This window comes from Micromonospora sp. CPCC 205558 (assembly GCF_036902955.1).
In the GTDB taxonomy this organism is placed as follows: Bacteria; Actinomycetota; Actinomycetes; order Mycobacteriales; family Micromonosporaceae; genus Micromonospora.
In genome coordinates this window covers 19,908-45,520 of the sequence record NZ_JBAKHR010000029.1, presented here as the reverse complement: position 1 = coordinate 45,520, position 25,613 = coordinate 19,908, and the positions used below count along the sequence as shown (strand labels likewise).

Below are 25,613 nucleotides of genomic sequence, written 5' to 3'. Positions count from 1 at the left end.
GGCGAAGGGCCGCACCGTCCGCGAGTGGTTCGCGGCGCGGTGCGCCGATGAACACCGATATCCCGCGAGAGGCCTGAGGCAATGACCACCGAGCATCACTGGACCACCCCGATCACGCCGGACCTGCTGCGCGGCTTCGTCGACCTGGAGACGACCACGCGCGGTCTGCTGCCACACCGGCTGACCGCACCGGCGCGCCGGCAGATCCCCGACGACCAACTGGCCGTGGCCGAGGCCCAGCCCTCCGGGGTGCGACTGGCGTTCCGTACCCAGGCCACCACGATCGAGCTGGACACATTGCCCACCAAGCGGGTCTACCAAGGCTTCCCGCCCCCACCGGACGGCGTCTACGACCTGCTGATCGACGGCCGCCTTGCCGCGCAGGCCTCGGTGGCCGGGGGCAACGTCCGGACCGTCACCGACATGTTCACCCAGACTTCCGTGCTCGCCGAAGGTCCGGCCGGCACCGCCCGCTTCGCCGATCTGCCCGCGGGTGCGAAAAACGTCGAGATCTGGCTCCCGCACTCGGAGATCACCGAGCTGATCGCGCTGCGCACCGACGCGCCCGTCGAGCAGACCCCACCGAACGGACGCAGGACGTGGCTGCACCACGGCAGTTCCATCAGCCACGGCTCGAACGCCGGTCACCCCAGCGCCATCTGGCCGGCTCTGGCGGCGGCTGCGGGCGGCGTGGAGTTGGTCAACCTGGGGTTCGGCGGTAGCGCGCTGCTCGATCCGTTCACCGCCCGCGCGATGCGGGACATTCCCGCGGACCTGATCAGCGTCAAGATCGGCATCAACATCGTCAACGGCGATGTGATGCGTCTACGCGCCTTCACCCCCGCGGTCCACGGTTTCCTCGACACCGTCCGCGAGGGGCACCCGACCACACCACTGCTGGTCGTCTCCGCCATCCTGTGCCCGGTGCAGGAAGACACGCCCGGCCCGCTCGCGCCGGACCTCGACGGCGGGAGCCTGCGGTTCAAGGCCACGGGAGATCCGGCCGAACGCAGCGCCGGGCGGCTGACCCTCAACGTCATCCGTGACGAACTCGCCCGGATCGTCCAACAGCGCTCGGCCGACGACCCGAACCTGCACTACCTCGACGGACGCGACCTTTACGGCGAGGCCGACTACGCCGAACTCCCACTACCCGACGAGGTCCACCCCGACCCCGCCGGGCATCGCCGCATCGCCGAGAACTTCGGGCGGCTCGCATTCGGCGACGGCGGCCCCTTCGCCACCAGGACCGGCTGACCGTCTGGCGGCTCGGCTCGACGATAGGTTGGCTCGATGGAAGACCTCGGGCACCTGTTCCGCTCGGCCGCCGAGCATGCGGCTTACTATCGAACGTCGCTGTCGGAGCGTCAGGTCGGAGTTCCCGTCGACCAGGTGGCGCTGACCGATGCCTTCTCCGGCCCACTGCCCTCCGCGTCGTGCCCGCCGGAGCAGGTGCTCGCCGACCTGATCGCTGCGGCCGAGCCGGGGCTGGTGGCCAGCGCCGGCCCGCGGTACTTCGGGTTCGTGGTCGGTGGCGCGTTGCCGGCGGCGACCGCGGCGGACATCGTGGCAGCTGGTTGGGACCAGCTCGCGACCAACGCTGTGACATCGCCGGCCGCTGTCGCGGCCGAAGCCGCCGCAGGTGACTGGTTGAAGGAGTTGCTGGGTATTCCTGCGTCGGCGTCGGTCGGTTTCGTCACCGGTGCCCAGGCGGCCAACACCGCCGGGCTCGCCGCCGCCCGGCACCAGGTACTGGCCGATGCGGGCTGGGACGTGGAACGGCGCGGGCTGCTCGGGGCGCCACCGATCCGGGTGATCGCTGGTCAGGAGCGGCACGGGACCATCGACCGGTCGCTACGGCTGCTCGGCCTCGGGACCGACGCGGTGCGCCCGGTGTCCGCCGAGCCGAACGGTGCCATCGACCTCGAATCGTTGCGGGAGGCGCTGCGGGCCGGTTCGTCTGGTCCCACCATCGTGTGCCTACAAGCCGGAAACGTGAACACCGGTGCCTGCGACCAACTCCGCGAGGCCTGCGAGCTGGTACGCCGGCACGGCGGCTGGGTGCACGTGGACGGGGCATTCGGGCTGTGGGCGGCGGCCAGCCCCGCCACCCGGCACCTGGTGGACGGGCTGGAGTTGGCCGACTCGTGGGCCTGCGACGGTCACAAGTGGCTCAATCTTCCGTACGATTCGGCGTTCGCGTTCTGCGCCCGGCCCGATGTGCACGCCGCGGCGATGTCCTACAGCGCCGCGTACCTGGTCGGTTCGGGCGGGGTGCCAGCCGGAGCTGACCTGACCGCGGAGTCCTCACGACGGGCTCGTGGGTTCGCCGTCTGGGCCGGACTACGCGAACTGGGCAGCCTCGGCGTCGCCGCACTGGTCGAGCGCTGCTGCGAACTGGCTCGCCGATTCGCCGCCGGCCTCACCGCGGCCGGCTTCGAGGTCGCGAACGAGGTCGTCCTCAACCAGGTGCTGGTCGGCTTCGGCGACGACGCGCGCACCGACCGGGTGGTGGCCGCGGTCCAGGCTGACGGCACCTGCTGGATGAGTGGAACAACGTGGCGAGGACGGCGGCTGATGCGGATCTGCGTGTCCAATGCCGCAACGACCGAAGCGGACGTGGACCGGTCGATCGCCGCGATCACCCGTCTCGCGAGCTAACCGACCGGCGGGGCACGCGGCGCGCTTTCCTGTCGAATCGGCGCTTCCTTCACCTGTAGTGGCGAGCGCCACCCGCGCTTCGCACGCTTTTGCAGCGGCAGATAGAACGATCGGTCTTGACGATGAGGATCCGGCTCGGTACGGTTCTCAAAGACAGAACGTTCGTTCCACCCAGCGTTCAGCTGGTTGTGCCGAAGGAGAGCCCCATGCCTACCAAGATCACCCTGATCATCGGCAATCCCGCCAACCCCGACGAGTTCGAGAAGGTCTACGCCGACGTGCGCCGGGCCGCGGAGACCTTCCCGAAGCTTCAGCGGGTCGAGTCGGCCAAGGTATGGCCGAAGGAGGACGGCACGCCCACTCCCGCGTACCGGACGCTCGACCTCTACTTCGCCAGCTACGAGGACGCCTCCGCCGCAGTCGCGACACCCGCTGCCGGCGCCGTCTTCGGTGGGCTCCAGGGCGCTCAGGTGGAGATCACCGGGCTGTTCTCAGACGTCGAATAGCCCCGCCACCCGTCCCGGCGGTGGTCTGCACCCCGCTGGGCGTCCGTTCGCCCTGGAAACACCGAGAGGATGACCATGACCACCGTTGCCGCTCCCGGCATCTCGACGACGGCCGCTGCCTTGCGGCGGCTGTACTTCGGTCGCTTCGCCTTCGCAATCGTCTGGGCTGCCGTGACGTTCCCACTCGCGAAGCACCTCAACCCGCTCACCGCCACGCTGCTCGTGCTCTACCCGCTGTTCGACGTGGCCGCCGCCATCGTCGACGTCCGCGCGTCGCGGGCCACCGGATCGCCCACCCTGTTGTACGTGAACGTCGCGATCAGCCTTCTCGCCGCGGTGGGACTGGGCATCGCCGGCACGTCCGGCGTCCCGGCGGTCCTGCGCGTCTGGGGTGCCTGGGCGGTCGTGGCCGGGCTGGTGCAACTGATCGTGGGCGTCACCCGCCGCAAGATGGGTGGCCAGTGGCCAATGATCATCAGTGGTGGCCTCTCCGTACTCGCCGGCGGATCGTTCGTCGCGGCCGCTGCCGCTGACAATCCGGCGCTGACCAACGCGATCGGTTACGCCATCCCCGGTGCGATCTTCTTCCTCATCGCGGCCATCCGCCTCGGCCGCACCGCGAAGGGAAACTGACGTGCAGAACGCCACCTACGACGTCGTTGTCATCGGCGCGGGTCCGGTGGGGGAGAACGTCGCCGACCGCGTCGTGCAGGGCGGCCTGACCGCAGCGATCGTCGAGCGGGAACTGGTAGGTGGTGAGTGCTCGTACTGGGCCTGCATGCCGACCAAGGCGTTGCTGCGCAGCCAGACCGCGCTCCGGGCGGCTCGCCAGCTGCCCGGGGCGCGCGAGGCGGTGACCGGCGAACTGGACGCGGCGGCCGTGCTGCGCCGCCGGGACTCCTTCGCCTCGCACTGGAAGGACGACGGACAGGTGTCCTGGCTGACGACAGCGGGGATCGTGCTGCACCGGGGCCAGGGACGCATCAGCTCCGAGCGGACCGTCGAGGTGACCGGCGCGGACGGCGCCCTGACCTCGCTCACCGCCCGACACGCGGTCGTCATCGCGACCGGAAGTAGCGCACTGCTGCCGGACACCGCCGGTCTGAGCGAGGCGACACCGTGGACCAGCCGGGAGGCAGCCGCCGCGAGCCAGGTCCCCGGCCGACTCGCCATCATCGGTGGTGGCGTGGTGGCCGCGGAGATGGCGACCGCGTACGCGGGTCTCGGATCGACGGTGACGGTGCTCGCCCGGGACGGAGTGCTCACGCCGGCGGAGCCGTTCGTCGGTGAGCGGGTCACGCGGTCCCTGCGGGAAGCTGGCGTGTCGGTCCGTCTCGGCGCCGAGGCCACGTCGGTGAGCCGCGACGGCGACGGCACGGTGCACATCACGCTCACCGACGGCGAACAGGTCGACGCCGACGAAGTCCTCGTCGCGATCGGCCGTACGCCGAACACACACGACGTCGGCCTCGACCGGATCGGCCTGAACCCCGGCGCCTGGCTCACTGTCGACGACACCCTGCGGGTGGTCGACGGTGCCGGGGCGTTGATCGGCGACGGATGGCTCTACGCGGCCGGGGACGTCAACCGGCGTGTGCTGCTGACCCACCAGGGCAAGTACCAGGCTCGCGCGGTGGGCGACGTCATCGTGGCGCGGGCCAGGGGCGAAGCGGTGGACGACCGCCCATGGGGTCGGCACGTCGCCACCGCCGACGCGCGCGCCGTGCCGCAGGTCGTCTTCACCGACCCGGAGGTCGCGTCGGTGGGGCTGACCGCAGCCGCCGCCGAGGCCGTCGGTCTGCGGGTCCGGGTCGTCGACTACGACCTGGCCGCCGTCGCCGGGTCCGCGCTGCACGCCGACGGCTACCAGGGGCACGCCCGGATGGTCGTGGACGAGGACCGACAAGTGATCGTCGGCTTCACAGTGGTCGGCCCGGACGTCGCGGAACTGCTCCACGCCGCGACGATCGCCATCGTCGGCGAGGTCCCACTGGAGCGGCTGTGGCACGCCGTGCCCGCGTACCCGACCGTCAGCGAGGTCTGGCTGCGCCTGCTGGAGGCGTACGGCCGCTGACCTGAGCCGGTCGGCCGTGTGTGCCCTGGCCGGCCGAGCACCGCCGAGCGACCAGCAACGCCGAATCTTGGACACTTCCGTGCACGTGCGGTCGAGGTGCGAGATCCGGCGCGGCTGGTCGCTGGTGCCTGGCTGAGGTCGGGCTCACCACCATTCGGCACAGGCTCGGGGCGGCCGCCCTGCGGGCTAACGTGCCGACTCTGCCGACTGACGCTCCGAGTTGATCCTGACGAGCCCTTCGACACCGCGCAGGAAGGTCTCGGACACCAGCGTGGGGTCGGAAAGGCATCCGGCCGCCATGGCGCCGTCCCGGAGCATGATGAAGTGACGCGCTGCGGGACCCGCCGTTTCTTGGTGGACCTGCGCCATGAGCATGGTGATGGTGTCCAGGAACCATTGCCGGTGGGTGAGGAGCTCTTGGTGCACGGGATGGTTCGTGTCGGGATATTCCGCTGCGGCGTTCAGGAACGCGCACCCGCGAAACCCGGGGGACTGGATGTTCTGCGCGATGGAACCGGCGATGGCCAGTAGGGGATCGACCGGCGAACGGTTGGCGGCGAGGGCCTCTTCCACCATTTCGCGATCCATCTGGTGCACCTCACGCAGGTAGGCCAGGATGAGGTCGTCCTTGCTGGGGAAGTGCCGATAGAAAGTGGCCCTGGTCACCTTGGCCTCGGCGATGATCCGGTCGACGCCAACGGAGTGAATGCCCTCCGTGTAGAAGATCCTCGTCGCCGTGCGGAGAAGCCTGAGTCGCGCCTCAGAGGGCCGGGCGTCGGGTTCGTCGCGCGTCATCTGACCATCTTAGCGAATAGAACGTTCGGTCGAGCTGCGCGACGGGTGGCCCGTACCTGAGTCTGATGGCCCACTCAGTTTTCTCGATCTCGGCGCCAGCGGCCTGACAGTGCTGGATTCTGGAAGCTGTAACCCACCCGGTCCGGGATTGCGGGCGGATGCGCGCTGCCGGGGAGATGCCCGTCGACCGTCCTCGTCGATTCGGCCTACGTGCCAGATGCCGCGAGCGGCGAGGAATTTCGAGAGGAATCCCAGATGAGCTCTGCTCCAGACAGCTCTGCCCAAGAGGCAGGAATGCCGACGATCGTGCTGGTCCACGGGGCATTTGCCGGCTCGTCGAGTTGGAATGGGGTGATTGCCAACCTCAAGCGCCGAGGTTACCCGGTCATTGCCGTTGCCAACCCGTTGCGCGGTGTGCAAAAGGACGCCGCTTACGTTCGGGCTCTTCTGGACAGCTTGCCCGGACCGGTCGTGATGGCCGCCCATTCCTACGGTGGGCTGGTCATGACCGAGGCCGCGGATGGCGCCTCCAACGTCAAGGCTCTGGTGTACGTCGCCAGCGTGAGCCCGGACGTGGGCGAGAGTGTGATCGGGTTGCTCAGCAAGTACTCCGGAAGCGCGCTCGCCTCGAGCATCAAGATGGTGCCGGTCCCCGCCGACGGGGGCGGCATGACCATGGATCAGTACATCCTGCAGGACAAGTTCCCCGAGGTGTTCGCCGCCGACGTCGACCGCGGCACCGCCGAAATCATGGCGGCAACGCAGCGGCCCGCCTCGGCGGGCGCCCAGGAGGAGGCTGCGACCAAGGCCGCCTGGAAGACGATCCCCACGTGGACCCTGATCACCACGCAGGACAAGGGCATTCCGCCGGACCTGCAGCGCTTCCTCGCCCAGAGGGCGGGGTCCACGACAGTGGAGATCGCCGCTTCCCACGCTGTGGCAGTCTCGCAGCCCGGCCCGGTCGCAGACCTCATCGACACCGCCGCCCGGGCCACCACGAGCTAGGTCCTCGCAGCCGGCCCGCCAGGGTCAGCCAGGAAAGTGGCCCCGAATCGTTCGATCGGCCGGCGTCACCGCAGCTCGCTGTGAGCGGCGATGGCGCGCAGACCGGCCAGGTCCAGCACCGCGATGCGCCGGTACCCGGTGCGGATCAGCCGCTTCGCGCGGAGCGTGCGCAGCGCCCGTTGGGTGGTGTCCGTCGCGGCGCCGACCAGGGTGGCGAGCTCCGCGTGGTTCAACTCCACGCCGATGACGAGTTCGTCGTTGTTGGTCCATCCGCAGCTCGCCGCGATCTCGGCCAGCACCCGGGCCAGCCGTACGTGCACCGGAAAGGCGGCGAACTCTGCCCGGCGCTCGTTCGCCCACCGCAGGCGCTGACCGACAGTCGCGGTGACCTGCGCGGCGACCGCGGGACGACGGTCGAGGAAGCGGAGGAAATCCACCTGCCGGATGACGGTGCACACCACCACCCCGCAGGTGGTCACGGTCGCGGAACGACCCTGACCGCTGATCGCCGCGAACTCTCCCACGAGATCGCCGGGTAGGCGGATGGCCAGCAGCCGGTCCGCGCCGTCCGTGCTCGTCGTGATCTTCACAAAGCCGCGCCGGATCACCTCGACGTGGGTGTCCCGAGCTCCTTCGGTCAGTAGGCGCCGGCCAGGCGACACCGTACGGGTCACGCCGAGGGCCAGCAGCTCCGTGCGGTCGGCGGGAGCAATCCGGTCCAGGAACGATCCCTCCGCCCAGACAGCGTCGACGTCCAGCGGTGCGGCAGCCATGACCGGGCCTCCTCAGGGGGCGGACGAGATCCCGTCCTTCCCCGGAATACCGCTCACCGGGCTGGGATGCAATACCCGCAGAGGCCCGGATCTGCCACCTGCCGAGGGGAGTTGACGTGGAATCCCACCGATGACAGTCGTTCCGCTGCCCCGAATGATGAGTCGGTGGCCCGCCGGGCCACCGACTCATCCGTCTGTCCGTCAGATGTTTGACAGATGACCCGCAGGGCGGTGTGGCACCGATCGGAGGGGATATGGCTACCTGCGACCCGTCGCCCGCGCGCCTTCGGGCGGTGGTGGAGCCATGAGCAATCCGCCGCCGCCCGGGGAGCCGCCGCCCGGAGGGCTGTCGCCCGAGCAACGGGCCCGCCTCCGACGGCTCTTGGAACTGGAGTTCGGCGAGGCGTGGCGAGCCGCCGCCGCGGCCGGAGCCGACCCGGCCGCCCTCGCGGACGCGGCTGCGCACCGGGTACGGAAAATGTTGTCACTTGCCGCCGTCGGCGACGATACGGAGCACCTCGTCGACGATCCGCCGGAGGGCCCGGTCGTCGGCGAGCACGACTGACAGCCGTTCCTCCGGTGCCGGCACACTGCCCGGCGTACGGTCCATCCGCTCGCTGTCGGTGCCAGAGCCGAAGACGACGCCGAGCACTTCCACCACCGCGTCGGCCGGGTCCGCGCCGCAGCGGAGACGCTGGCTGATCAGCTCCACCGCGGCGGCGGCGAGATCGGTGAGCTGGGCCTCGTCCCGCTCGTGCGAGCCGATCACGACCAATGGTCGGGGACCCGCCCCGTCGGCGGCGACGGCGAGCACGGGGGCGTACTTGTGGCCGAGCGGCCGCTCCACGTAGTCCGCGTACCACTGGGGCCGCCGCCGCATTGCGGCGAGCACCCGCTCGATCTCCACGGACAGCGTCGGGCTGTCGCTGCCGGTCAGGTCCCCGGTGGCGACCTCCCGTCGGAGCGCCCAACTGTCCAGTGGCCACACCTGCGTCCCGGCGGTGGTGGGCACGCCGACCCAGGTGAGGATCTGCACGGCCAGTTCGATCAGCCACTGATCACCGCCGAGTTCCGCGGCGAGCCACGCCGGAATCCGGGGCCGTTGCAACGCGCCCCGCTGACCACGCCGACGGCGGTGACCGTCCACGGTGGCCGCGGTGAGCCGGGCCGACGACCACCGCTCGACGTCGACGATCGGCACCTTGGCGTTGGTCAGCAGGTCGAACACGACGGACTCGACGTCGTCGTGGTGGCGGTCGAGGCAGTCGTCGGCAAGCTGCTCCACCGAGTTCGCGCAGACCCAGTGCCCTCGCCGGCGCTCCATGGGGCGGGTCACCCGGGCGAAGACGATCGGCCAGACGATCGTGTACGCGGCGCCGCTGAGCCAGGCGCGGACCTCGGGCGTCGCGGACGCCACAGCGTTCGCCAACTCCCCGCGGCGGGCCAGGTCGCGTAGCTCGTCCACGGCGAGACGGACGTCGGGCTTCCGTGCCGTGCGCGGTGCCGACCAGGGCGTCGACGATTCGACGGCCCCACCCGAGGGGCTTCGCACGCTCGGATCATCCACGTTCGTCATCACGCCCCCTCCAGAATGCCGAATGCGTCGCGTCGCCTGCGCGCTGCATATTGCGTCCGGGAAGATTCCGGCACCTGTCAACAACAATGTGGCGGTTAGGCCGGGAAGGCGAGCCCTCACTCACCGAAGAGGCGGTTCGTCGCACATCGGTGACGAATCCGCCGAGTTGCGTCCGCCCTCCCGTCGGCCCGGACACGGCCGTCAGGGCGACCGACGCCCGTTCGCGGCTCGGCCGATCGGGGGCTCGGCACCTGGATCGAGATGTGCTATGACCATCCATTGTCTTCACCCGCATGACGGGGATCGATTCCTTGTTCTCTGAGGCGGCGAGGGGACGCGTCCATCCTCGTGCGCAGGAGGCATCGACACTGGCCAGAAGGTGGCCTTTTTCGTGGCCAGATAATGGTCGTAGGCGGGATGCCCGGCGCACGACAGGACCACGGGCCCGCTGAAGTACCGGTAACCTCCGCACGGTCCTGACGGACCACCAAGAGAAGAGGAGAGGGCCCTGCGTCCCGGGAACGACACCCATGCCGCCGACGGGCTCCGACAGGAGTTGCTGGACCTTCGCCGGGGTCCGGGCCTACACAGCAGCCCGTTGCACCGCCGGCTGGGGCCGCGGCTGGCCGCCCTCTGCGGCGTCTCGCCGGCCGACTCGGAAGCAGCGGTACGGGCGAAGGTGCGCGCCACCCTGCTCGCCCTCTCCACCGACCTGCCCGGTGACCTGCGCCGGGCCGTCGTCCTCGCGTACGGCCTCGATCCCGCCCACGCCTATCTCCGGCTGGACCGCCGCACCGACCAACTCGCCCGTGAGCTGTCGGTCCAGCAGCGCACCGCCCGTCGCCGGATCGACGAGGCAGTCGCCCGGCTGGTCCGCGCCGCTGAACCGGCAATCCCCACCGGTTCGACCGACACCGGCCCCGGCTGGCACCTGCGCGCGATGAACGCGCTGCTCCGGCTCGACACGTCGACACCGGAGCTCTACGAGACGCGCAGCGTCGTGGCCATCCGCCCGATCGACGAGCTGACCGTGCAGTTCAGCCTGCCGCGCCAACCCGACGACGATGATCGCGAGCACGGCGTGCACGCCGATGTGCTGTTCGGCGCACGGATCCGCCAGCTGACCCGGCACAACTCGGGCCAGTACGTCCGGCTCACCCTCGCCCTGCCGAGGACGCTGGAACCGGGCGAGCGGCACGACCTCTGCCTGCACTACCGGCTTCCCGAGGGCCAACCGATGCGGGAGCACTACGTCTTCCAGCCGCTGGCGCCGTGCGCGCACTGCACCGTCCGGCTGCGGTTCCCGACGGACGGTGGGCCGGCAACGGCCTGGCGGCTCAACGGCGTCCCGCCCCGCGCGGTGGACGAACGGACTCCAGGCCCGGACCGGCTGCGACCCGACGCCGTCGGCGAGGTGACGTCGGTCTTCGACGGGTTGCAGCAGGGCTACGCGTACGGGATCGCGTGGACCTTCGCCGATGGTCCGCACACCTGAGCCGTTCGGCCGCGTCTCGTGCGCCACGGCGGCCCGTCTTCACGGCGGTCCGTCAGATCAGAACGTGGCGAGCTTTTCCGCCCGGCTTCGGGCCGGCAGGTTCTGGGGCCGACACCTCGTCCGGCGGTCGTCGCCGCGACCCGACCCCGAGCTGGGCACTGTGCACGCGACGTTGCAGCCGCGCGGGCTCGTCGAGACCGGCGGGGTCATCGTCGCGGCCTGGTGGGTCGGTGACGGGCCACCACCGGCGGCCGGTGCCCGTGTCCGTCGGCGGCCTGATCCGGACGGGCGCTGGCTGGCAGAGGCGGTGGTGGACACATGAACCCCTTCGCGCTGTTCGAGGAGGACAGCGATGAGCCGGACGAGATCCCGTTCATCACCGACACCCACCGACGTCGCTTCGTGGCGCTCCTGATCGACACCTCCTGGTCGATGGCGGCCACCCAGAACAATGGCGTACGCGCGATCGACGCGCTCAACCGTGAGCTCGCCCGGTGGCTGCCCAGTGTGCGTGCGGAAGGCCGCGGACCACTCCGGGACGTTGAGTTCCTGGTGATCACCTTCGGCGCGGGCGGGGTGGGTGTGGTCTCCGGCAACGGAACGCCGTCGGCCGAGGACGACGGTGCCTTCGTACCGGCGTCGCGGCTGGAGTTACCGACCCTGGTCGCGGGAGGCGCCTCGCCGATGGTGGCGGCGGTGGACCTGGCCCTCACCCTCGTCGAGCAGCGCCGCCAGCACGTTCAGACGGTGCACGCCCAACAGACCGGCGGGCCCCGGCTGATCCTGGTCAGCGACGGTGCGCCCACCGACGAGGAAGGTAACCCCACCGACGACTGGCGGCCTCTCGCCCGGCGGTTGGAGCAGTGGCGCTCGACGCGGCGCCTGCAACTGTTCGCGTTCGGCGTGCCCGGGGTGGACGACGAGGTCATGCGGGCCCTCGCCACCCCGAGCGGTTACTTCCCGCTGGACGACCTCGACCTGCGCAAACTGCTCGACCTGATCCTGGTGGCCACCTCCGACCACGTCGACTTCGAGCGGGTGCGCAGCCAGGTGTACGGAGACGACCTTCGATGACGACGCGATGGTCGGTCCTGGGCGGCAGCGCCGCGGGCGGAGCGCACGTCCGGGCCGGGGTCAGCGGCCAGGACGCGTACGCGGTCCACGAGGTCGACGGCAGCTTGCTGCTGGTGACGGCCGACGGTGCGGGCAGCCGCCGCTGCGCCGCAACCGGCGCGTCCCTGGTCGTCACCCTGGCCGTGCAGATACTCGTCCCGCTCCTCGGCGACCAGCCACCGACCTCCGCCGCCGCCTGGTCCGGGTGGCTCGACCTGGCGGGGGAGCGGCTGTTCCGCCGGTTCCGCCGGGCGTCGCGAGCGCTGGCCCGAGCCGTCGGTGAGTTCGAGCCGGACGACCTGGGCACCACCGTGACCGTCGTGGTCGCCCGCCCGCCGTGGGTGGCCGTACTCGCCGTGGGCGACGGCCTCGTGGTGGTCCGGGCCGCCGACGGCAACCTCGATCTGCTGCTCGCCCCACCCGGCGGTGCCGACCGGCACCCCGGCGCGACGACGCTCCTGCCCAACGCCCGCGCCGGGAAGCAGGCTCGTCGGCTCGTCGCCCGACTGCCCGATCTCACCGGGCTCGCCGTCTGCACCGACGGTCTCGACAGCCTCCTCGTCGAGTACGACGGCAGCCGAGCCCGCCAACCGGGCGCGGCGGTCTTCGCACAGCTGTTCACGCTCGTCGAGGGCGCCGAGACCGACCCGTCGGCGCTCGTCCGGCTGCTCAGCGGTCGGCGGGTCGGCGCCCTCACCGACGACGATCGAACCCTCCTGCTGGCGGTGCCCCGATGAGCCTCGACGTGTGGCTGACCGGCCCGCAGGGCCAGCAGACGGCCGACACCCTCGGCACGCCGATCGGCTCGGTCGGGTCGCAGGGGCAGGTCTTTCGGCTGCGGCAGCGGGCGGACACCGTGGTGAAGGTCCTGCACCGCGCTGACCCGGAGGAGTTGGCCGCCCGTACCCGGGTCATGCTCGCCGAACCGACCGGCTGGACCGTGCGGTCGGGGCGGCCCGTGGTGGCCTGGCCGACCGCCGCCGTGCACCGGCGTGTCGACGGGCGGCTCCTCGGCTACGCCGCCCCGCTGCTCGCGCCACCCCGGTTCGCGCCGCTGCCGCTGCTGTTCAACCCCACCGTCCGGGCCCGGATGCTGCCCGGCGTCACCTGGGCCTGGTGGCTGGCCCTGGCGGAGGATCTGGCCCGGCTCGTCCAGTCCGTGCACGCGCGTGGGCACCTGATCGGCGACCTGGCGCCCGCCAACATATTCGTCTCCGCCGGCGGCGGCGTCTGCCTCATCGACGTCGACGGTTGGCAGTTGCACGACCGGACGACCGGGAAGGACCTGGCGTGCCCGTTCTCGCGTCCGGAGTACACCGCACCCGAGGACCTCGGACGTTCGGGCCAGCGGCGGGAGGCGCCCAGTGACAACTGGGCGCTGGCCGTGCTGACCGCCCAACTGGTCTGCCTCGGTTTCCACCCCTACGGCGGGGTGCGGCCAGGGGCGACCGGTCCGGTCGAGGAGGTCGACAACGTCCGGCTCCGCTGTTGCCGGCTGCTCGGGGCGGACGTCCGGTCACCGGTCACCGCGGTACCGCCGCAGGCGCTGCCGGCCGTGCTGCTCCGCCGGCTCAGCGAGGCCCTCGATGTCGGGTACGACGCGCCAGCCGTGCGGCCCGGCCCGCAGTCGTGGGCTGCCGCGCTGGCGTACCTGCGGAACCAGCTCGTCGGCTGTTCCGCGAGGCCGACCCACGTGTTTTCGCGCGAGCACCGTGACTGCCCCTGGTGCCGGATGATGGCCGCCGGTGCACCCGACCCCTTTCCCGGGAAGCGACGATGACCACGACCATCCAGATCAGCCGGGTCGCCGACCGGACCGCCGTGCTCGGGCCAGGTCTGCGCGCGGTGATCTGGGTACGAGGATGTCCGTTGCGCTGTCCCGGCTGCGTCGCGCCAGAGGACCTACCCTTCGCAGGAGGGGTCACCCGCACCATCGACGACCTCGCCGAGTGGCTGGGCGGTCTGCCGTCCGACATCACCGGGGTGACCTTCTCCGGTGGCGAGCCGATGGCCCAGGCGGCCGGGCTCAGCGCGCTCGTCGAGCGGATTCGCGCCGACCGCGACTGGTCGGTGATGTCGTTCAGCGGGTGGACCATCGAACACCTGCGTCGGCGCCACGACGCCGATCAGCTCCGGCTCCTGGACCAGCTCGACATCCTGGTGGACGGCCCGTACGTGGCCGCACGGCACGCCGACCTGCTCTGGCGTGGCTCGACGAACCAGCGGCTGCACTTCCTCACCGACCGGCACACGCCGTCGGCGCAGGACACGTCCGCCGGCATCGAGCTGCAGCTGGCTGAGGGCGGCGTCCAGTGGGTCGGTGTCCCTCCGGTGCCCGACTTCCGCGCCGGATTCGAGACCGCCATGCGAGCTCAGGGCGTCGAGATCGCGCCGTGCACGCCCACCAGACCCGCCGACGAGGGAGGCCGATGATGTCCGGCAGTCCGAAGTACACGACCGTCGCGTTCGACAACGCCCGCCGTGAACAGTTGGCGGCCGCCCGGCGCCGGCGCGAGGAGGAACGCCGGCGGCGGCGGGAGGAGCACCGCCAGCGACGTCTCGCCGCCGGCATCCGGGCCGCCGACGTACGTCGTGACGCGCTGGCCGCGCGACTGGGCGAACTGGTGGACACGTCGCGTGGGTTGCCCCAGCATGCCCAGGTGACTGCGGCGGCCGACCAGGTCGCCGGCCTGCGCCGTCCCACCGACGAGGCCGGGCTGAGCCGGATCGGCCGGGAGCTGCGGGGCTCCGAACGACGTGCCGACGAACTTACCGTCGCGGTGTCCCGGGAACTGACCCGCCAGGAGCAGGGCCGGGCGGTCGAACTGGCCGTCGCGCCGCTGCGTGGGCTGACCGACGGGGCACAGTTCGACCCGGTGGGACACCGCAGCATCGCAGCGCTGGTGGACGAGACCAGGCGGCGCGCGGGGGACGCGCGAGGCTTCGCCGACCTGCACCAGCGGCTCGGCGAGGCGGTCGGCGCACACCTGGAGACGGTCCGCGACCGGCAGGCACACCTGCTGCGCCTCGCCACGCAGACCGACGAGCTCTCCTCCCAGCTGGTCGACGTGCTGGCCGACGCGGCGGCGGCGGGCCTAGCGGTGGGCGAGGAATCCGCGCTGCGCGCCGAGCTGACCGCGCTGCGCCAGGAGGCGGCCAGCGGCAACGTCGACCGATGGGAGCGGCGCGTCGCCGGCCTGCGTGATCGGGTCGAGGCGGTGACCGCGGCGACCGACAGCCGACTCGACCAGCTCGACCGGATGGCCCTGATCGTGGAGGCGGCCAGCGCCGCGCTGCCGGCGGCCGGCCTGCGGGTCGTGCCGGACAGTCTCGCGGAGCGCGCCGACGCCGTGGTCTTCGTCGCCGAACGCGCCGACGGCTCACCCGTGGAGATGACCGTCTACGCGGGGGACGCCGACGGCAACCGGTTGGAGTACCGTACCGCCGGATCCGACATCGTCGTGGAGAACGGGGTCGACGGGGAGATCTCCCGCTGTGACCTGACCGAGGAACTACTCGAACGCTTCCACGCCGAGCTGGCCGACCAGGGGGTGGAGACCGACGGCCTGCACTGGGAGGGCAAACCCGGCCAGCCTCGGCCACCGGCCGTGGAAGCGCTGCGCCGGCCGGCGCACGACGACCGGAGCCGATCGTGACCGGCGTGCCCTCGGGCCGGCCCACCGCACCACCGGCGGCGGCCTGGCTGGAACGGGTCACCGCCGAAATCGCCCGGGGCCGGCACATCGTGATCCACGGCAACGTGCGCGACCTGGTCCGCTGGGACCGCTCATTCCACCCGCTGCGCACCGCCGTCTCCGGCCTACTATCGATCTTCGGCTACCAGCTCACCGGCTACTTCGACCCGGTCGACGGGCTCAGTTTCGCCAACGTGGACGACCAGCGGGAGTTCCACCGACTGCTGGCCGGGCCGGACGTCGCCCGGCCCTCCGCAGCCGAGCCGCCCTCCGGCACCGATCGGGCCGGAACGGTGCGGAGCCGGCTCTCCACCGCGCTGCGGGACGCGCCCGCGCCGACTCTGACCAACCCGTACGACTCGCTGGCGGCGATTCGGCGGGTCCTGCGGAAGGCCGGCACCTCGTCGGCGTTCCTCATCGACCAGGCCGACCTGATGCTCTCCCCGCCGGAGCGGGGCGGCGACGCCGAGCGGCGGCTGCTCGGCACGATGGCCAAGGCGATGACCGAGGCCGCCCAGACCGGCAAGCTGCGTAACCTGCTCGTGCTGGTCGCCGACGACCTCGCCGCCCTGCCGGCCTGGGTCTACCGGGACCGCCCGTACGTGCAGGTGGTCGAGGCGACCCTGCCGACCTTCGACGAGCGGCACGTCTACCTGCACCAGCAGGCCCGCCACTTCCACCAGGCGGCCACCGCCCGGAAGGCCCCGGAGGACCTGCGGGTGCTGGCCAACCTGAGCGAAGGTATGGCGATCAGCGAGCTGGACGGGCTGTGGCGGATGAGCAACCTGCAGGAGATCCCGCTCGACGAACCTCGGACGCTGATGAAGCGCACCCTGTTCGGTCCGCGCCAGGACCCGTGGCGCCGGGTCCGCGACCGGCTCGCCCGGTTCGGGCCGATGGCCGCTGAACGGGTCATCGGCCAGCCCGTCGCGGTCAACCGGGTTCGCCGGGCGCTGACCTCGGCCACCGTCGGCATCGACTTCGTCGCGGACCCGCACAACGCCGAGTCCCGGCCCAAGGGCATCTTCTTCTTCGTCGGGCCGACCGGGGTGGGCAAGACGGAGCTGGCCCGGACGCTCAGCGAGTTCGTCTTCGACGACGAGACCGCGCTGGCCCGCTTCGACATGTCCACCTTCGCCGAGGCGCACTCCGCGGAGCGGCTCACCGGCGCGCCGCCTGGATATGTCGGCCACGAACGCGGTGGTGAACTGACCAACCGGGTGAGCCAGCGCCCGTTCAGCGTGCTGCTGTTCGACGAGATCGAGAAGGCGCACGCGTCGGTGTTCGACAAGTTCCTCCAGGTGCTCGACGACGGTCGGCTCACCGACGCGCTCGGCAACACGGCCTACTTCTCCGAGACCGTCATCATCTTCACCTCGAACCTGGGCGCAGCCGAGACGTACGGCTGGCTCGACGGCGGTGAGCTGCCCGACTACGAGAAGGTCAGCGCCCATTTCGAACGCGCCGTACGCGACCACTTCACCACCACCCTGGGCCGGCCGGAGCTGCTCGGCCGCCTCGGCGGCGGCATCACCGTCTTCGACATCCTGCGGCCGGAGTTCGTCGATCAGATCGTCGGCAAGCTGCTCGCGCAGCTGGTCGCCAGCGCCCACCGGCAAGGGGTCCAACTGACCCTCGACGAGCAGAGCATCGTTGCCCGGGTGCAGGAGGTGATGCGCCGGCCAGAGGCGCTGCGGCTGGGGGTGCGCAGCATCCGTGACGTGCTGGACCGCCTGGTACGAGAGCCCCTGGTCGAGCACGTCTTCGCCAGTCCCGGGCAGGCCGCCCTGCGGCTGTCGGTGCAGCCACAGGGCACGGTGATCCGGGCCGACTGAGTTCAGCCGGCCCGGCTCTTGGTCGGCTTGGGCTTGGGTTTCGGACTGGTCGGGGTGGGTGACGGCGTGGGCGGGGGCACCGGTGTGGCCCGCTCCCGCAGCGGCGCCAGGAAATACGCCACGACCTGCCCGGCCTGCTCCCAGGCGCCCCTGGTGAACCCGTCCGCGGCGGGCGACACGACGCCGGCGGCGAACGCGGCCAGCAGCGCGCCGAGAAGCACCAGCCGTGCCGCCCGGTGACCGGGCGGCATCCCTCCCTGCCCCTGCTCAGCCAAGACCGCTCCACTCTCTGGTGAGGATCCAGTTCGTCGGCCCGAACCCGCCGTCCGGGCCGGCGTCCCGCCCGGACACCAGGAAGTAGCGCACCTCCCGGAAGTCCCGTTCGACCGTCAGCACGAGGTTGTTCAGCCCGTTCTCCCGCAGCCAGGTCCGCACCCCGGCGGGATCGTCGGGACCGGCGGACATCTTTTCGAGCAGGTCCGCCTTGGACACCACGAAGGCGAGCCGCCGTCGGCCGGTGGGGACGCCGAACTCCTGCAACCGCTGCACTGTGGCGTTGTAGGCGTCCTCCGGGTCGTAGGTCGCCGGGTTCGCGGCCGCGAAGACCTCCGGCGCCCCAGCGGCGAACTCGTCGCGCACCCGACGGACCGAGAACGGGTCGAGGACGTAGATCAGGGAACGCGCGTGGTCGAGGTATGCGAGCCGGGCATTCTGCTCGCGGTCGACCAGGTTCTCGCCGGCCGCGTCGAAGAGGTGCACCAGCGCTACCCGCGGCCCCTTGGTCAACCGGAGGGTGACGGCCACCGGCGGGCCGGCCGCCTCGGTCTTGGCCGGCGACGCTCCCTCGCGCATCAGCCGCGCGTACACCTCGTGTTGTTGCCGGCTGTGCTCGTCCGGCAGGGCCACCGCGACGTTGACCCGCTTCGCGGCCTGCTCCAGGCCCGCCAGGGCCGACATGATCAGCTGGGTCTTGCCCGCCGAGGCGGCCCCGAACACTGGCATCCGTACGTCGGTGACCACCCCGGCACCCGGGAGCAGCGCCTCGGTGCAGGCGGGGCAGCAGGCATCCAGCCGGCGGCTGAACGCGGCGCGCAGCACGGTGGTGGGCAGCAGGGCGCCGCAGCCGCAGCGCCGCCAGAGCACGCCCAGCCGCCCTGGACGCAGATCCCGGTGCAGGTCCGCGCCGGTCAGCCGGTCGCCAGGCGGGTGCGGCCCACGGCAGCGGTACGCCGGGACCGCCGCGAGCTGATGGCAGTGTTGGCAGCTCGCCCGCGCGCCGAACACCGCCTGCCAGCCCGCGTCCAAACCCCGCAGCAGCAGAACCACCGGTACGCCGACCAGCCAGGCGGCCGCCGAGACGGTGCCGGTCACCAGCCCGGCGCCCAGCACCGCGGCCACCACGCCCACCGCCACCCCGGCCTGCGCGGCGAGGACCGGCGCGTAGAACGGCCACCACCACTTCAGTCCGTGGGCGCGGGCCCACCGATAGGGCGCGACCCAGACCCCACGGGTGAGCAGCCGCACGCGTTGCACCACCGCCCGAGCGTCGAGCAGCACCTGCGCGGCGAAGTACTGCGGCCAGGCCCGGTCCCGCCGGACGAATGCCGGTGCCACCCGCCCCGCCAGGGTGCCGCCGTGCACGTCGTCGGGTGTGCGTACCCGAACCCAGGAGGCGCGTCCGACCAGGACGACACCGGCGACCCCGAGGACCACGGCGGCCCCTGCGGCCAGGCCACCGAGCACGGCGAGGTTGGCCAACGGCAGGGCGACGACGAACAGCAGACCGACGCTGAGCGTGAAGTGCAGGAGACGCCCGAGGAGTCGCACGGCTCACCGGTCCCGGAACGGGTGGGAGAGACGGTACATGCGGCGGCGACTGCTGTAGGCGTCGACGTAGCGCTGCCAACTCTCGTGCCAGGCGCTGCTGAGCGGCGCGAAGTGCCGACCGGCCCGTTCGAGCTGCCCGCCCGAGGACCGGGTCAGCCACCGTCCGAGCGCCTGTTCGAGGCGCGCGACCCGCTGCGCGGCGGGCGCACCCGAACCAGCGGCCAGGTAGAAGGCGAGCACCGCGGGCGCCTCACCGTCCTCCGTCGTCAACGCCTCGACGAGCCGGTCGACGAAGGGCGCCATCAGGCCCGGATGCCGGTTGAGGAGACCGTCGAGGCTGAGGAAGGCCACCACCCCGCTCATCGCCGTGACCACCTCGGCCTGCCGCATCTCGATCAGCCGTGCCGGGCAGTCGCGCAGCCGGCGCAGCAGAACCGCACCGCGACCGTCATTGGGTCGTTGCCGCAGCTCAGTGAGGGCGTCGGTCAGCTCGTCGTCCTCCGCCAGCGCGGCGGCGACCCGGGCACTGGGTGTCATCAGGCCAGGAACGACCAGCCGGTGACAGAGGTCGAAGAGACCCCGGTCCGCCACCGCCGCGCGGGTCACCCCCTCGGTGACCTTCCAGAAGACCCGGTCGGGCAGGCGGGCACCCTTCGGCGCGAGGTCGAGCACCAGTTCCAGCTCCGCGGTCGTCGGCGAGGACTGGCTCCACAGCGCCCCCGCGACCCAGGAGAATTCATCGGGATCGTTCCGGGACGCGGTCAGGTACCGCTTGACCACTGTGTCCCGCTCGTCGCCGTGGCGCACCGCTGCGCCGAGCACCGCCTCCGCCAACGGGAAGTCCAGCGTCTTCAGCCGGGGCAGCAGCGACCGCCACCAACCGTCGCCGACCTCCGCCCGGTCCTGCGGACTGCGCCGAGCGCGAGCCTCCAGCACCGCCTGGAGCCGCTCCTCCAACCGGTCGCGGCAGGTGAGCCCGGCGGGCCGCACGTCCCGGGGGTGGTCCGCCCAATACCTGACGAAGTCTTCGGCCGCCTCGGCGATGTCGGACCACCGCACGTCCACCTCGAACCGGGTCGCCACCCGCAGCAGCGCCTCGAACGGCTGCGGTGGGACGCCGGAGGTGAGGGCTTCGGTGAGGAGCTGCCGTGCCTGGTCGCTGTGGTCGGGGTGCCACTCGCCGGCCGGCAGCGGGGGTAGCCGACGGTCGGTCACCGCCCCCCGGAGGCGGGCGTCCGTCAGCTCACTGATGATCAGGGCGAGTCGGACATCGGCCGCCCGGCCGGGCACCAGGCCGTCACAGCCGACCTCGTCGAGCAGCACCAGCACCCGCTGCGGCCAGCGTTCGGGTGTCTCGGCGAAGAGGTCCGCCACGTCGGGGCCGTACGCGTGGCGCAAGCCCTCGGGCCCGGTGCGCAACCACCCCACGATGGCCTCGGCGTGCCGGGGCTCGGGAAGGCGGTGCAGGATGGCGGCCAGCCCGAGCGCGGCGGCGGCCTCGTCGCGGCCGTCGTCGCCGGCCAGCCCGGACGCCGCCGCGACACCCAGGGCGTCCACCACGTCCCGGGGGTCTTCGGTCAGGAAGAGATCGACCCACCGGCGGGCCCACGCGGTCGGTTCGATCGGCGTGTGCTGGTGCTGATGCAGATCGAACACGGCGTAGCCGAGCGGGTTGTCGATCCGGCCGGCCGGGCCGGCGAACTCCGACCGGACCGCGACGACCGGCAGGGCCGAGCGCGCCGGGTCGGTCGAGAAGATCTTGAAGCCCAGCTCCAGCGCCCGCTCGCGCGGCAGCAGGAGGGTTCCGGCGACGAGCCACCCCACGATCGAGGCGATGTCGTCGCCGACAAAGAGCACCCGCGGACGCCCGGGGCGACCGGCGTCGGCGAGCGCGGAGACCAGCGCCAGCAACGTCTCCCGTCCGCGTGGCTGATCGAGGACGAAGGCCTGTGCCTGGGTGGGGGAGTGGTCGCTCCCCGCTCCGTCGCCGAGGCGCACCGGATCCGACTGGGTGGTCGGTGCCGGCGCGCTCGACCAGAACCCGGCCTGGAACAACTGCGCCGGACGCAGGTCGGCGTAACTGGCCGGATCGGTGGTGACGATGGCGTGGGTCAGCTGGTTGCCCTCCCGGGTGCCGTTGGCCTCCCGGCCGAGGTAGAGCCCGGTCGCCGTGGCCAGGATGCCATTCGAACTGATGTGCGCGAACGAGGGCGGGTACTGCTCGACCGGCCGCCGGTCGGCCATCCACCGCGACGGCGGCTCATAGAGCAGGTGGTCCCGCACGAGTGTCTCCGCCGCCGCGGCGGCGTCCGCCGACCGGGACTGGAACTGGAGTCCCGCGCTGCCCTTCAACCCCTGCCCCTGGCGGCAGTCCGTATAGACCAACGTCTCGAAGTGTCCGGTCATCGGGCCGCCTGGCGGCGCGGCACCACGTTGAACTCGCTGAGCAGCCACAGCAGCGGCTCGTCCACCCGGAACGGTTGGACCCCTCGGGCGTCGACCTTGTTCGCGTCATAGTCGGGCTCGGTGCCCAGCGAGGAGACGGCGAAGTATCGGTAGTTGCGATAGTTGTGTATGAGGTGGGTGTCGATGTCGTCGGCGCCCCAGTCGTGCAGCAGCGCGCGGACATGCTCGTGAGTATCCCGCCCGGCCCGCTCGTCGTAGTGCGGACCGGGCTCCGGCCGGCGGACCAGGGGATGGTCCGCGCCCAACACGTCGAAAAAGGCATCGATCTTCGCGAAGACCACTGCCACCGGGATCGGGATGTTCCTGCGGCCACCCAGGCGGTGACTGATCCGCAAATTCTCGGTCACCCGGTTTACCACGTCGATGGTGTTGGCGCTCGCGTCGATGGCCGATTCGGGGAGCCGGATCCGGTCCCGCGCCTGCGGGATCGTGAACGGGTCAAGGATGAGGATGAGAGCATCGGCCGCGCCGAGGTAGCCGAGATTGTCGACCGTCTCCTGGTCGAACAAGTCCTCCCCGGCAGTGTCGAAGAAGGACAAGAAGGTCGTCTGGTAGCCCTTCACCCGATGGTTCTGGCGCCAGGCGAACACGATCGGTTCACGTCGTCCGCCCGGCGCCTGCGCCGTCTTCTGGTATAGCCCACCGTCCGGGAACAGTGCGCCGGCCGGGTCGAGGGAGTCACCGCCCCCAGTCGCGGGCCGAAACTGACCGTCGCCCTCCAGCCGCACGTCGGCACCGAACCGCTGCCCCATGCCCCGACGGAGCTGGTGAGCCAGCACCTTGAGGTACACGCTCTTGCCGGTGCGCCGGGCGCCGGCCATGGCGATCAGCGGGCTTCGTCCCTCGCCGAACGCCGCCGGCAGTCGGCTGTGGCAGTGCGGGCAGACCTTGACCGCAGACTCGCTGCCACAGTGCGGACAGGGAGCGGCGGCCACCGGGCGCAGGGTGCGTCGGGGCCCGGCGAACGACGGCAGCACCAGCTCCTTGATGCCGAGTTCCTGCTCGCGCGCCTTGTCCTCCTGCGGCTTGCAGGGCTCCTTCCCCGGCGACCGCCGCCCGGTGCACCGGAACCACGGCCCCCGAGGGTCGATCTTCCCGTAGCAGTACGGGCAGGAGAGGGTCGTCATCTCAGGACACCTTCATTTCGTCGATGGGATCGGTGACTCGCGCGTCAGGCGGTCGGATCACGAAACAGCGCAGCCAGTACGGCTTGGTCAGCCCGGTGGGCAGCGTGAAGGGCAGCTGCCACGGCGTGTCCGGGTGCAGCGAGATCCCGGTCACCCGGCTCACCACCGTGCCCCGCTCCGGTCGGGCCGGCATCGCCACGCCGGACGCGGCCACCAGGAGCAGCTCCACTCCGTCGCACGCCTGATCGACGTCGACGCTGAGCAGTCGCCTGCGGCTGAACAGGCCGCCGTCGCGCCGGATCCGGTAGCCGAACGCGACGGGTACCCCGGCCACCGGCACCGACTCGGCGGCGGAGTACGCCTCGCCACCGGGGCCGCGCTCCACCGTCCGAACCGAGACCCGGCCGCCGGCGGGACCCACCCGAAGGCGACACCCCGACTCGGTGACCTGTCCCCGGGTCAGTCGCCGCACCGTCGGCGGACCGTGTGGCGGAGTGAAGGTGACCTCGGCCAGGTTGACCGCGGGCGGCCACACCCATGCCACGTTCACCTCGTCACCCGTGCGGCGGGCGATGAGCTGCTGGACCGGCTCGGTCACCCCGAGCGCGAGAGGCTCACCCACCACGGCGGTGTCGGTCGCACGGTCCACTGTGAACGGGACGTACACGAATCGTCCGTTTGGCACGGTCACCTCGAGCAGGGTCTCCGCCTCCTGCACGATCCGGTCGCTGACCAGCGCCTCGCCGTACCCCTCCATCTCCTCGCGACGGATCCGGGCGCCCGCTGCCCAGGTCGGGCGCAACTCCGACCGGCGGATCGACACGGTCCCGCCGACCGGCGTGATCCAGGCGAAGTGCGCCGTCGCGGTCCGGGCGTCGAGGGCCGTGACGTGGGCGCGCAGCCGCTGCACGTGCGACGGCGCCGCGTCCCGCAGGACGGCGCGCGCCACCACCAACGGCCCTTCCACTTCGGTGCCGTTCTCATCGCGGTAGACCGGGACGATGCCGTAGTACCGGTCGGTGACGTCGTCTCCGGTGTCGTCCGACAACCCGGCACGGCTCGCCGGCACCGGCTCCCCGTCCGCCGCCGACGCTGGCGGACGACCGAGGGTGCGGCACACCCGGACGCCCTCGGCGGCCGGGTGCGCTCGCCAGGAGCAGGACAGCTCGCCGGGGCGGACCGACACCCGCACGGCGGTGACGGGCGGGACGATGCGCGTCACCACCGCGGCGGGACGCGACCAGTCCCCGCCGAGGCTGGCGAAAACGCCGTAGTGCAGGGACCGGGCGGGCGGCGCGGCCGGGTCCGTCGTCTCGGCCAGCGGGCCCTCGCTGACCGTCTCGCCGTCAGTGGCCGACTGGGGTGGCCGGTCGGACCGGACGACCCGGTAGCGCACCTCAGCAACCTGGCCCGGCGGGGCCGTCCAGGTCAGCCGAACGCCGGTTTCCGTCGCCCGGGCCGCCAGGCCACGTGGGGGCGGCGGCGCGAGCGCGGCGAGCCGATCGACGAGGTCGTCGTCGTCAGCGGCGATCCGCAGCGCCGACCGGAGCAGCCGGGCCGCCTCTTCCTCGCGCTCCGAGTGGCCGGCCTCGTCGGCGGCACGCCGCAGCGACTCGACCTCGCCCAGCAGGGTGTCGACCTGGTCGCGCAGCTCATCCCGGTGCGGGTCGTCCACGGGCAGCACCGCGACGGCCTGGCGGGCCGCGAGCAGTTGCCCGTCAGCGACCAGGTCGCGGATCCGGTCCGCCGGACTGGCGTCCTGTCCGGTGTCGAGGGGCAGATTGGCCACCACCGACCGGGCATCGGACTGCTCCAGCCCGGCGTCGGTGGCGATCCGCACCAGCATCCCGTCGGCGAGCCCTCTGGCCCGCCCCGACCGGAGCCGGTCGACCACCTGGAACAGGGCCACCAGGCGGAGATCCACGCCGTCGGCGGCGGCCCGCTCCAGGAGGCCGAGCGCCTCCTTGCGGTTGCGCACCGCGGTGGCGTCGGCGAGCCGGTTCGCCTCTTCCGTCCGGGCCCGCACGGTGGCGGCGTCGAGCGGTACCGCCTCCGCGCCGAGCAGCCGGAAAGGTGCGCCGTCGGGATGCAGCACCTGGACCACTGTGGGCGCACCGAGCAGGTCCTGTAACCGCAGCAGCGAACGGTAGGCGGTGCGCGCCATGCCCGACTCGGTCGGCAGCTCAACCGGGTCGACCACGGCCAGGCCGGCGCGCCGGACCGCCTGGTCGATCTGGTCGGCGTCCAGGCCCGGCCAGTGCCCGGCGATCTCCTTGAGTTGCGCCTGGGTGATCCGGCCGAGGGCGCCGTACGACTGCGCCAGATCCCGGGCGAACCGCTCGGACTCCGCACGTGCCCCGCGACCGTGTTCCTCGATCCGTTCCCGCCACCAGGCCGGTTCGAACATGGCCGCGCCGTGTTCGGCGCGCAGCTGCTCGTCCCGGCTGAACAACTGCGCGCAGACCCGGGCGCCCGAGTCGACGCCGCTTGAGCGCTGGTTCCACAGTCGCCGGACCGCTGTCAGCTGCTCGCGCAGCTCGGCCGCGGACATTTCCGCGGTCACCGCGTAGTGCCGGGCGAGATCGGTGGGCGACAGATTGCCCGGCCGGTCCCGCAGCGGACCGATCACCTCGCGTAGGTAGGCACGCTGGTCGAACGCCATGGT

The 25,613-nt window shown here is 71.7% G+C and carries 22 protein-coding genes; 14 read left to right on the top strand and 8 right to left on the bottom strand.

What is annotated here, in order from left to right; all coding sequences use genetic code 11:
- Positions 1–81 precede the first annotated feature (81 nt).
- The 5 genes from V6U86_RS26860 (at position 82) to V6U86_RS26840 (ending at position 5,241) form a co-directional block, all read left to right on the top strand.
- Positions 82–1,257, top strand: coding sequence for a GDSL-type esterase/lipase family protein (locus tag V6U86_RS26860; protein ID WP_334507885.1), 1,176 nt, complete (start codon positions 82–84; stop codon positions 1,255–1,257).
- A 36-nt stretch (positions 1,258–1,293) separates the two neighbouring features.
- Positions 1,294–2,661: a pyridoxal phosphate-dependent decarboxylase family protein gene (locus V6U86_RS26855; RefSeq protein WP_334507883.1), complete on the top strand. Its 1,368-nt coding sequence runs from the start codon at positions 1,294–1,296 to the stop codon at positions 2,659–2,661.
- Between the two features lie 206 nt (positions 2,662–2,867).
- Entirely contained in the window at positions 2,868–3,167 is a 300-nt protein-coding gene (locus V6U86_RS26850) for a hypothetical protein (RefSeq protein WP_030328301.1), read from the top strand.
- Between the two features lie 75 nt (positions 3,168–3,242).
- Entirely contained in the window at positions 3,243–3,800 is a 558-nt protein-coding gene (locus tag V6U86_RS26845; protein ID WP_334507879.1) for a hypothetical protein, read from the top strand.
- Between the two features lies 1 nt (position 3,801).
- Positions 3,802–5,241, top strand: coding sequence for a dihydrolipoyl dehydrogenase family protein (locus V6U86_RS26840; protein ID WP_334507876.1), 1,440 nt, complete (start codon positions 3,802–3,804; stop codon positions 5,239–5,241).
- Positions 5,242–5,427: 186 nt separating this feature from the next.
- Here V6U86_RS26840 and V6U86_RS26835 read toward each other — a convergent pair whose 3' ends face one another.
- The gene (locus V6U86_RS26835) at positions 5,428–6,036 is read right to left on the bottom strand and encodes a TetR/AcrR family transcriptional regulator (protein ID WP_334507874.1); all 609 of its coding nucleotides are present in this window, start codon (positions 6,034–6,036) and stop codon (positions 5,428–5,430) included.
- Positions 6,037–6,330: 294 nt separating this feature from the next.
- Between V6U86_RS26835 and V6U86_RS26830 the strand changes: the two genes are divergently transcribed.
- Positions 6,331–7,041, top strand: a complete 711-nt coding sequence (locus V6U86_RS26830) for an alpha/beta fold hydrolase (protein WP_334507872.1) — start codon at positions 6,331–6,333, stop codon at positions 7,039–7,041.
- 65 nt (positions 7,042–7,106) lie between these two features.
- Here V6U86_RS26830 and V6U86_RS26825 read toward each other — a convergent pair whose 3' ends face one another.
- Entirely contained in the window at positions 7,107–7,814 is a 708-nt protein-coding gene (locus V6U86_RS26825; RefSeq protein WP_334507870.1) for a Crp/Fnr family transcriptional regulator, read from the bottom strand.
- Positions 7,815–8,298: 484 nt separating this feature from the next.
- Positions 8,299–9,366 carry a hypothetical protein gene (locus tag V6U86_RS26820; protein ID WP_334507868.1) on the bottom strand — a complete coding sequence of 356 codons (1,068 nt, stop codon included), beginning with the start codon at positions 9,364–9,366 and terminating at the stop codon, positions 8,299–8,301.
- Between the two features lie 622 nt (positions 9,367–9,988).
- Between V6U86_RS26820 and V6U86_RS26815 the strand changes: the two genes are divergently transcribed.
- The 8 genes from V6U86_RS26815 to V6U86_RS26780 all read left to right on the top strand — a co-directional run bounded on the left by V6U86_RS26815 (position 9,989) and on the right by V6U86_RS26780 (position 17,528).
- The gene (locus V6U86_RS26815; protein ID WP_334507866.1) at positions 9,989–10,885 is read left to right on the top strand and encodes a hypothetical protein; all 897 of its coding nucleotides are present in this window, start codon (positions 9,989–9,991) and stop codon (positions 10,883–10,885) included.
- Positions 10,886–10,949: 64 nt separating this feature from the next.
- Complete coding sequence (locus V6U86_RS26810; protein WP_334507864.1) at positions 10,950–11,207, top strand: hypothetical protein; 258 nt, start codon at positions 10,950–10,952, stop codon at positions 11,205–11,207.
- Positions 11,204–11,959, top strand: coding sequence for a vWA domain-containing protein (locus V6U86_RS26805; protein WP_334507862.1), 756 nt, complete (start codon positions 11,204–11,206; stop codon positions 11,957–11,959). Before V6U86_RS26810 ends, V6U86_RS26805 begins: the two co-directional genes overlap by 4 nt.
- Complete coding sequence (locus V6U86_RS26800) at positions 11,956–12,735, top strand: protein phosphatase 2C domain-containing protein (RefSeq protein ID WP_334507860.1); 780 nt, start codon at positions 11,956–11,958, stop codon at positions 12,733–12,735. The genes V6U86_RS26805 and V6U86_RS26800 overlap by 4 nt, the downstream gene beginning before the upstream one ends.
- Positions 12,732–13,778 carry a hypothetical protein gene (locus V6U86_RS26795; protein WP_334507858.1) on the top strand — a complete coding sequence of 349 codons (1,047 nt, stop codon included), beginning with the start codon at positions 12,732–12,734 and terminating at the stop codon, positions 13,776–13,778. Before V6U86_RS26800 ends, V6U86_RS26795 begins: the two co-directional genes overlap by 4 nt.
- On the top strand, positions 13,775–14,431 hold the full coding sequence (locus tag V6U86_RS26790; protein WP_334507856.1) for a 4Fe-4S single cluster domain-containing protein: 657 nt from the start codon (positions 13,775–13,777) through the stop codon (positions 14,429–14,431). The genes V6U86_RS26795 and V6U86_RS26790 overlap by 4 nt, the downstream gene beginning before the upstream one ends.
- Positions 14,431–15,654, top strand: coding sequence for a hypothetical protein (locus V6U86_RS26785; protein ID WP_334507854.1), 1,224 nt, complete (start codon positions 14,431–14,433; stop codon positions 15,652–15,654). The genes V6U86_RS26790 and V6U86_RS26785 overlap by 1 nt, the downstream gene beginning before the upstream one ends.
- The gene (locus V6U86_RS26780; RefSeq protein WP_334507852.1) at positions 15,651–17,528 is read left to right on the top strand and encodes an AAA family ATPase; all 1,878 of its coding nucleotides are present in this window, start codon (positions 15,651–15,653) and stop codon (positions 17,526–17,528) included. Before V6U86_RS26785 ends, V6U86_RS26780 begins: the two co-directional genes overlap by 4 nt.
- Before the next feature lie 2 nt (positions 17,529–17,530).
- On the opposite strand, the gene V6U86_RS26775 is transcribed toward V6U86_RS26780, so the two are convergent.
- The 5 genes from V6U86_RS26775 to V6U86_RS26755 are packed head-to-tail and all read right to left on the bottom strand — an operon-like array spanning position 17,531 to position 25,610.
- Complete coding sequence (locus V6U86_RS26775) at positions 17,531–17,803, bottom strand: hypothetical protein (RefSeq protein WP_334507850.1); 273 nt, start codon at positions 17,801–17,803, stop codon at positions 17,531–17,533.
- Entirely contained in the window at positions 17,796–19,355 is a 1,560-nt protein-coding gene (locus tag V6U86_RS26770) for a TRAFAC clade GTPase domain-containing protein (protein ID WP_334507848.1), read from the bottom strand. Before V6U86_RS26770 ends, V6U86_RS26775 begins: the two co-directional genes overlap by 8 nt.
- Before the next feature lie 3 nt (positions 19,356–19,358).
- Positions 19,359–21,761, bottom strand: a complete 2,403-nt coding sequence (locus V6U86_RS26765; protein WP_334507846.1) for a GTPase-associated protein 1-related protein — start codon at positions 21,759–21,761, stop codon at positions 19,359–19,361.
- The gene (locus V6U86_RS26760) at positions 21,758–22,948 is read right to left on the bottom strand and encodes a hypothetical protein (RefSeq protein ID WP_334507844.1); all 1,191 of its coding nucleotides are present in this window, start codon (positions 22,946–22,948) and stop codon (positions 21,758–21,760) included. Before V6U86_RS26760 ends, V6U86_RS26765 begins: the two co-directional genes overlap by 4 nt.
- Before the next feature lies 1 nt (position 22,949).
- A complete protein-coding gene (locus tag V6U86_RS26755; RefSeq protein ID WP_334507842.1) occupies positions 22,950–25,610 on the bottom strand; it encodes a hypothetical protein in 2,661 nt (886 codons plus the stop codon).
- Positions 25,611–25,613: the final 3 nt, after the last annotated feature.

Coding starts and splice junctions, on each gene's coding strand:
- V6U86_RS26795 (WP_334507858.1), top strand. CDS start 12,732: ATGAGCCTCGACGTGTGGCTGACCGGCCCGCAGGGCCAGCAGACGGCC.
- V6U86_RS26830 (WP_334507872.1), top strand. CDS start 6,331: ATGCCGACGATCGTGCTGGTCCACGGGGCATTTGCCGGCTCGTCGAGT.
- V6U86_RS26850 (WP_030328301.1), top strand. CDS start 2,868: ATGCCTACCAAGATCACCCTGATCATCGGCAATCCCGCCAACCCCGAC.
- V6U86_RS26765 (WP_334507846.1), bottom strand. CDS start 21,761: ATGACCGGACACTTCGAGACGTTGGTCTATACGGACTGCCGCCAGGGG.
- V6U86_RS26860 (WP_334507885.1), top strand. CDS start 82: ATGACCACCGAGCATCACTGGACCACCCCGATCACGCCGGACCTGCTG.
- V6U86_RS26845 (WP_334507879.1), top strand. CDS start 3,243: ATGACCACCGTTGCCGCTCCCGGCATCTCGACGACGGCCGCTGCCTTG.
- V6U86_RS26800 (WP_334507860.1), top strand. CDS start 11,956: ATGACGACGCGATGGTCGGTCCTGGGCGGCAGCGCCGCGGGCGGAGCG.
- V6U86_RS26785 (WP_334507854.1), top strand. CDS start 14,431: ATGTCCGGCAGTCCGAAGTACACGACCGTCGCGTTCGACAACGCCCGC.
- V6U86_RS26805 (WP_334507862.1), top strand. CDS start 11,204: ATGAACCCCTTCGCGCTGTTCGAGGAGGACAGCGATGAGCCGGACGAG.
- V6U86_RS26835 (WP_334507874.1), bottom strand. CDS start 6,036: ATGACGCGCGACGAACCCGACGCCCGGCCCTCTGAGGCGCGACTCAGG.
- V6U86_RS26790 (WP_334507856.1), top strand. CDS start 13,775: ATGACCACGACCATCCAGATCAGCCGGGTCGCCGACCGGACCGCCGTG.
- V6U86_RS26760 (WP_334507844.1), bottom strand. CDS start 22,948: ATGACGACCCTCTCCTGCCCGTACTGCTACGGGAAGATCGACCCTCGG.
- V6U86_RS26755 (WP_334507842.1), bottom strand. CDS start 25,610: ATGGCGTTCGACCAGCGTGCCTACCTACGCGAGGTGATCGGTCCGCTG.
- V6U86_RS26855 (WP_334507883.1), top strand. CDS start 1,294: ATGGAAGACCTCGGGCACCTGTTCCGCTCGGCCGCCGAGCATGCGGCT.
- V6U86_RS26825 (WP_334507870.1), bottom strand. CDS start 7,814: ATGGCTGCCGCACCGCTGGACGTCGACGCTGTCTGGGCGGAGGGATCG.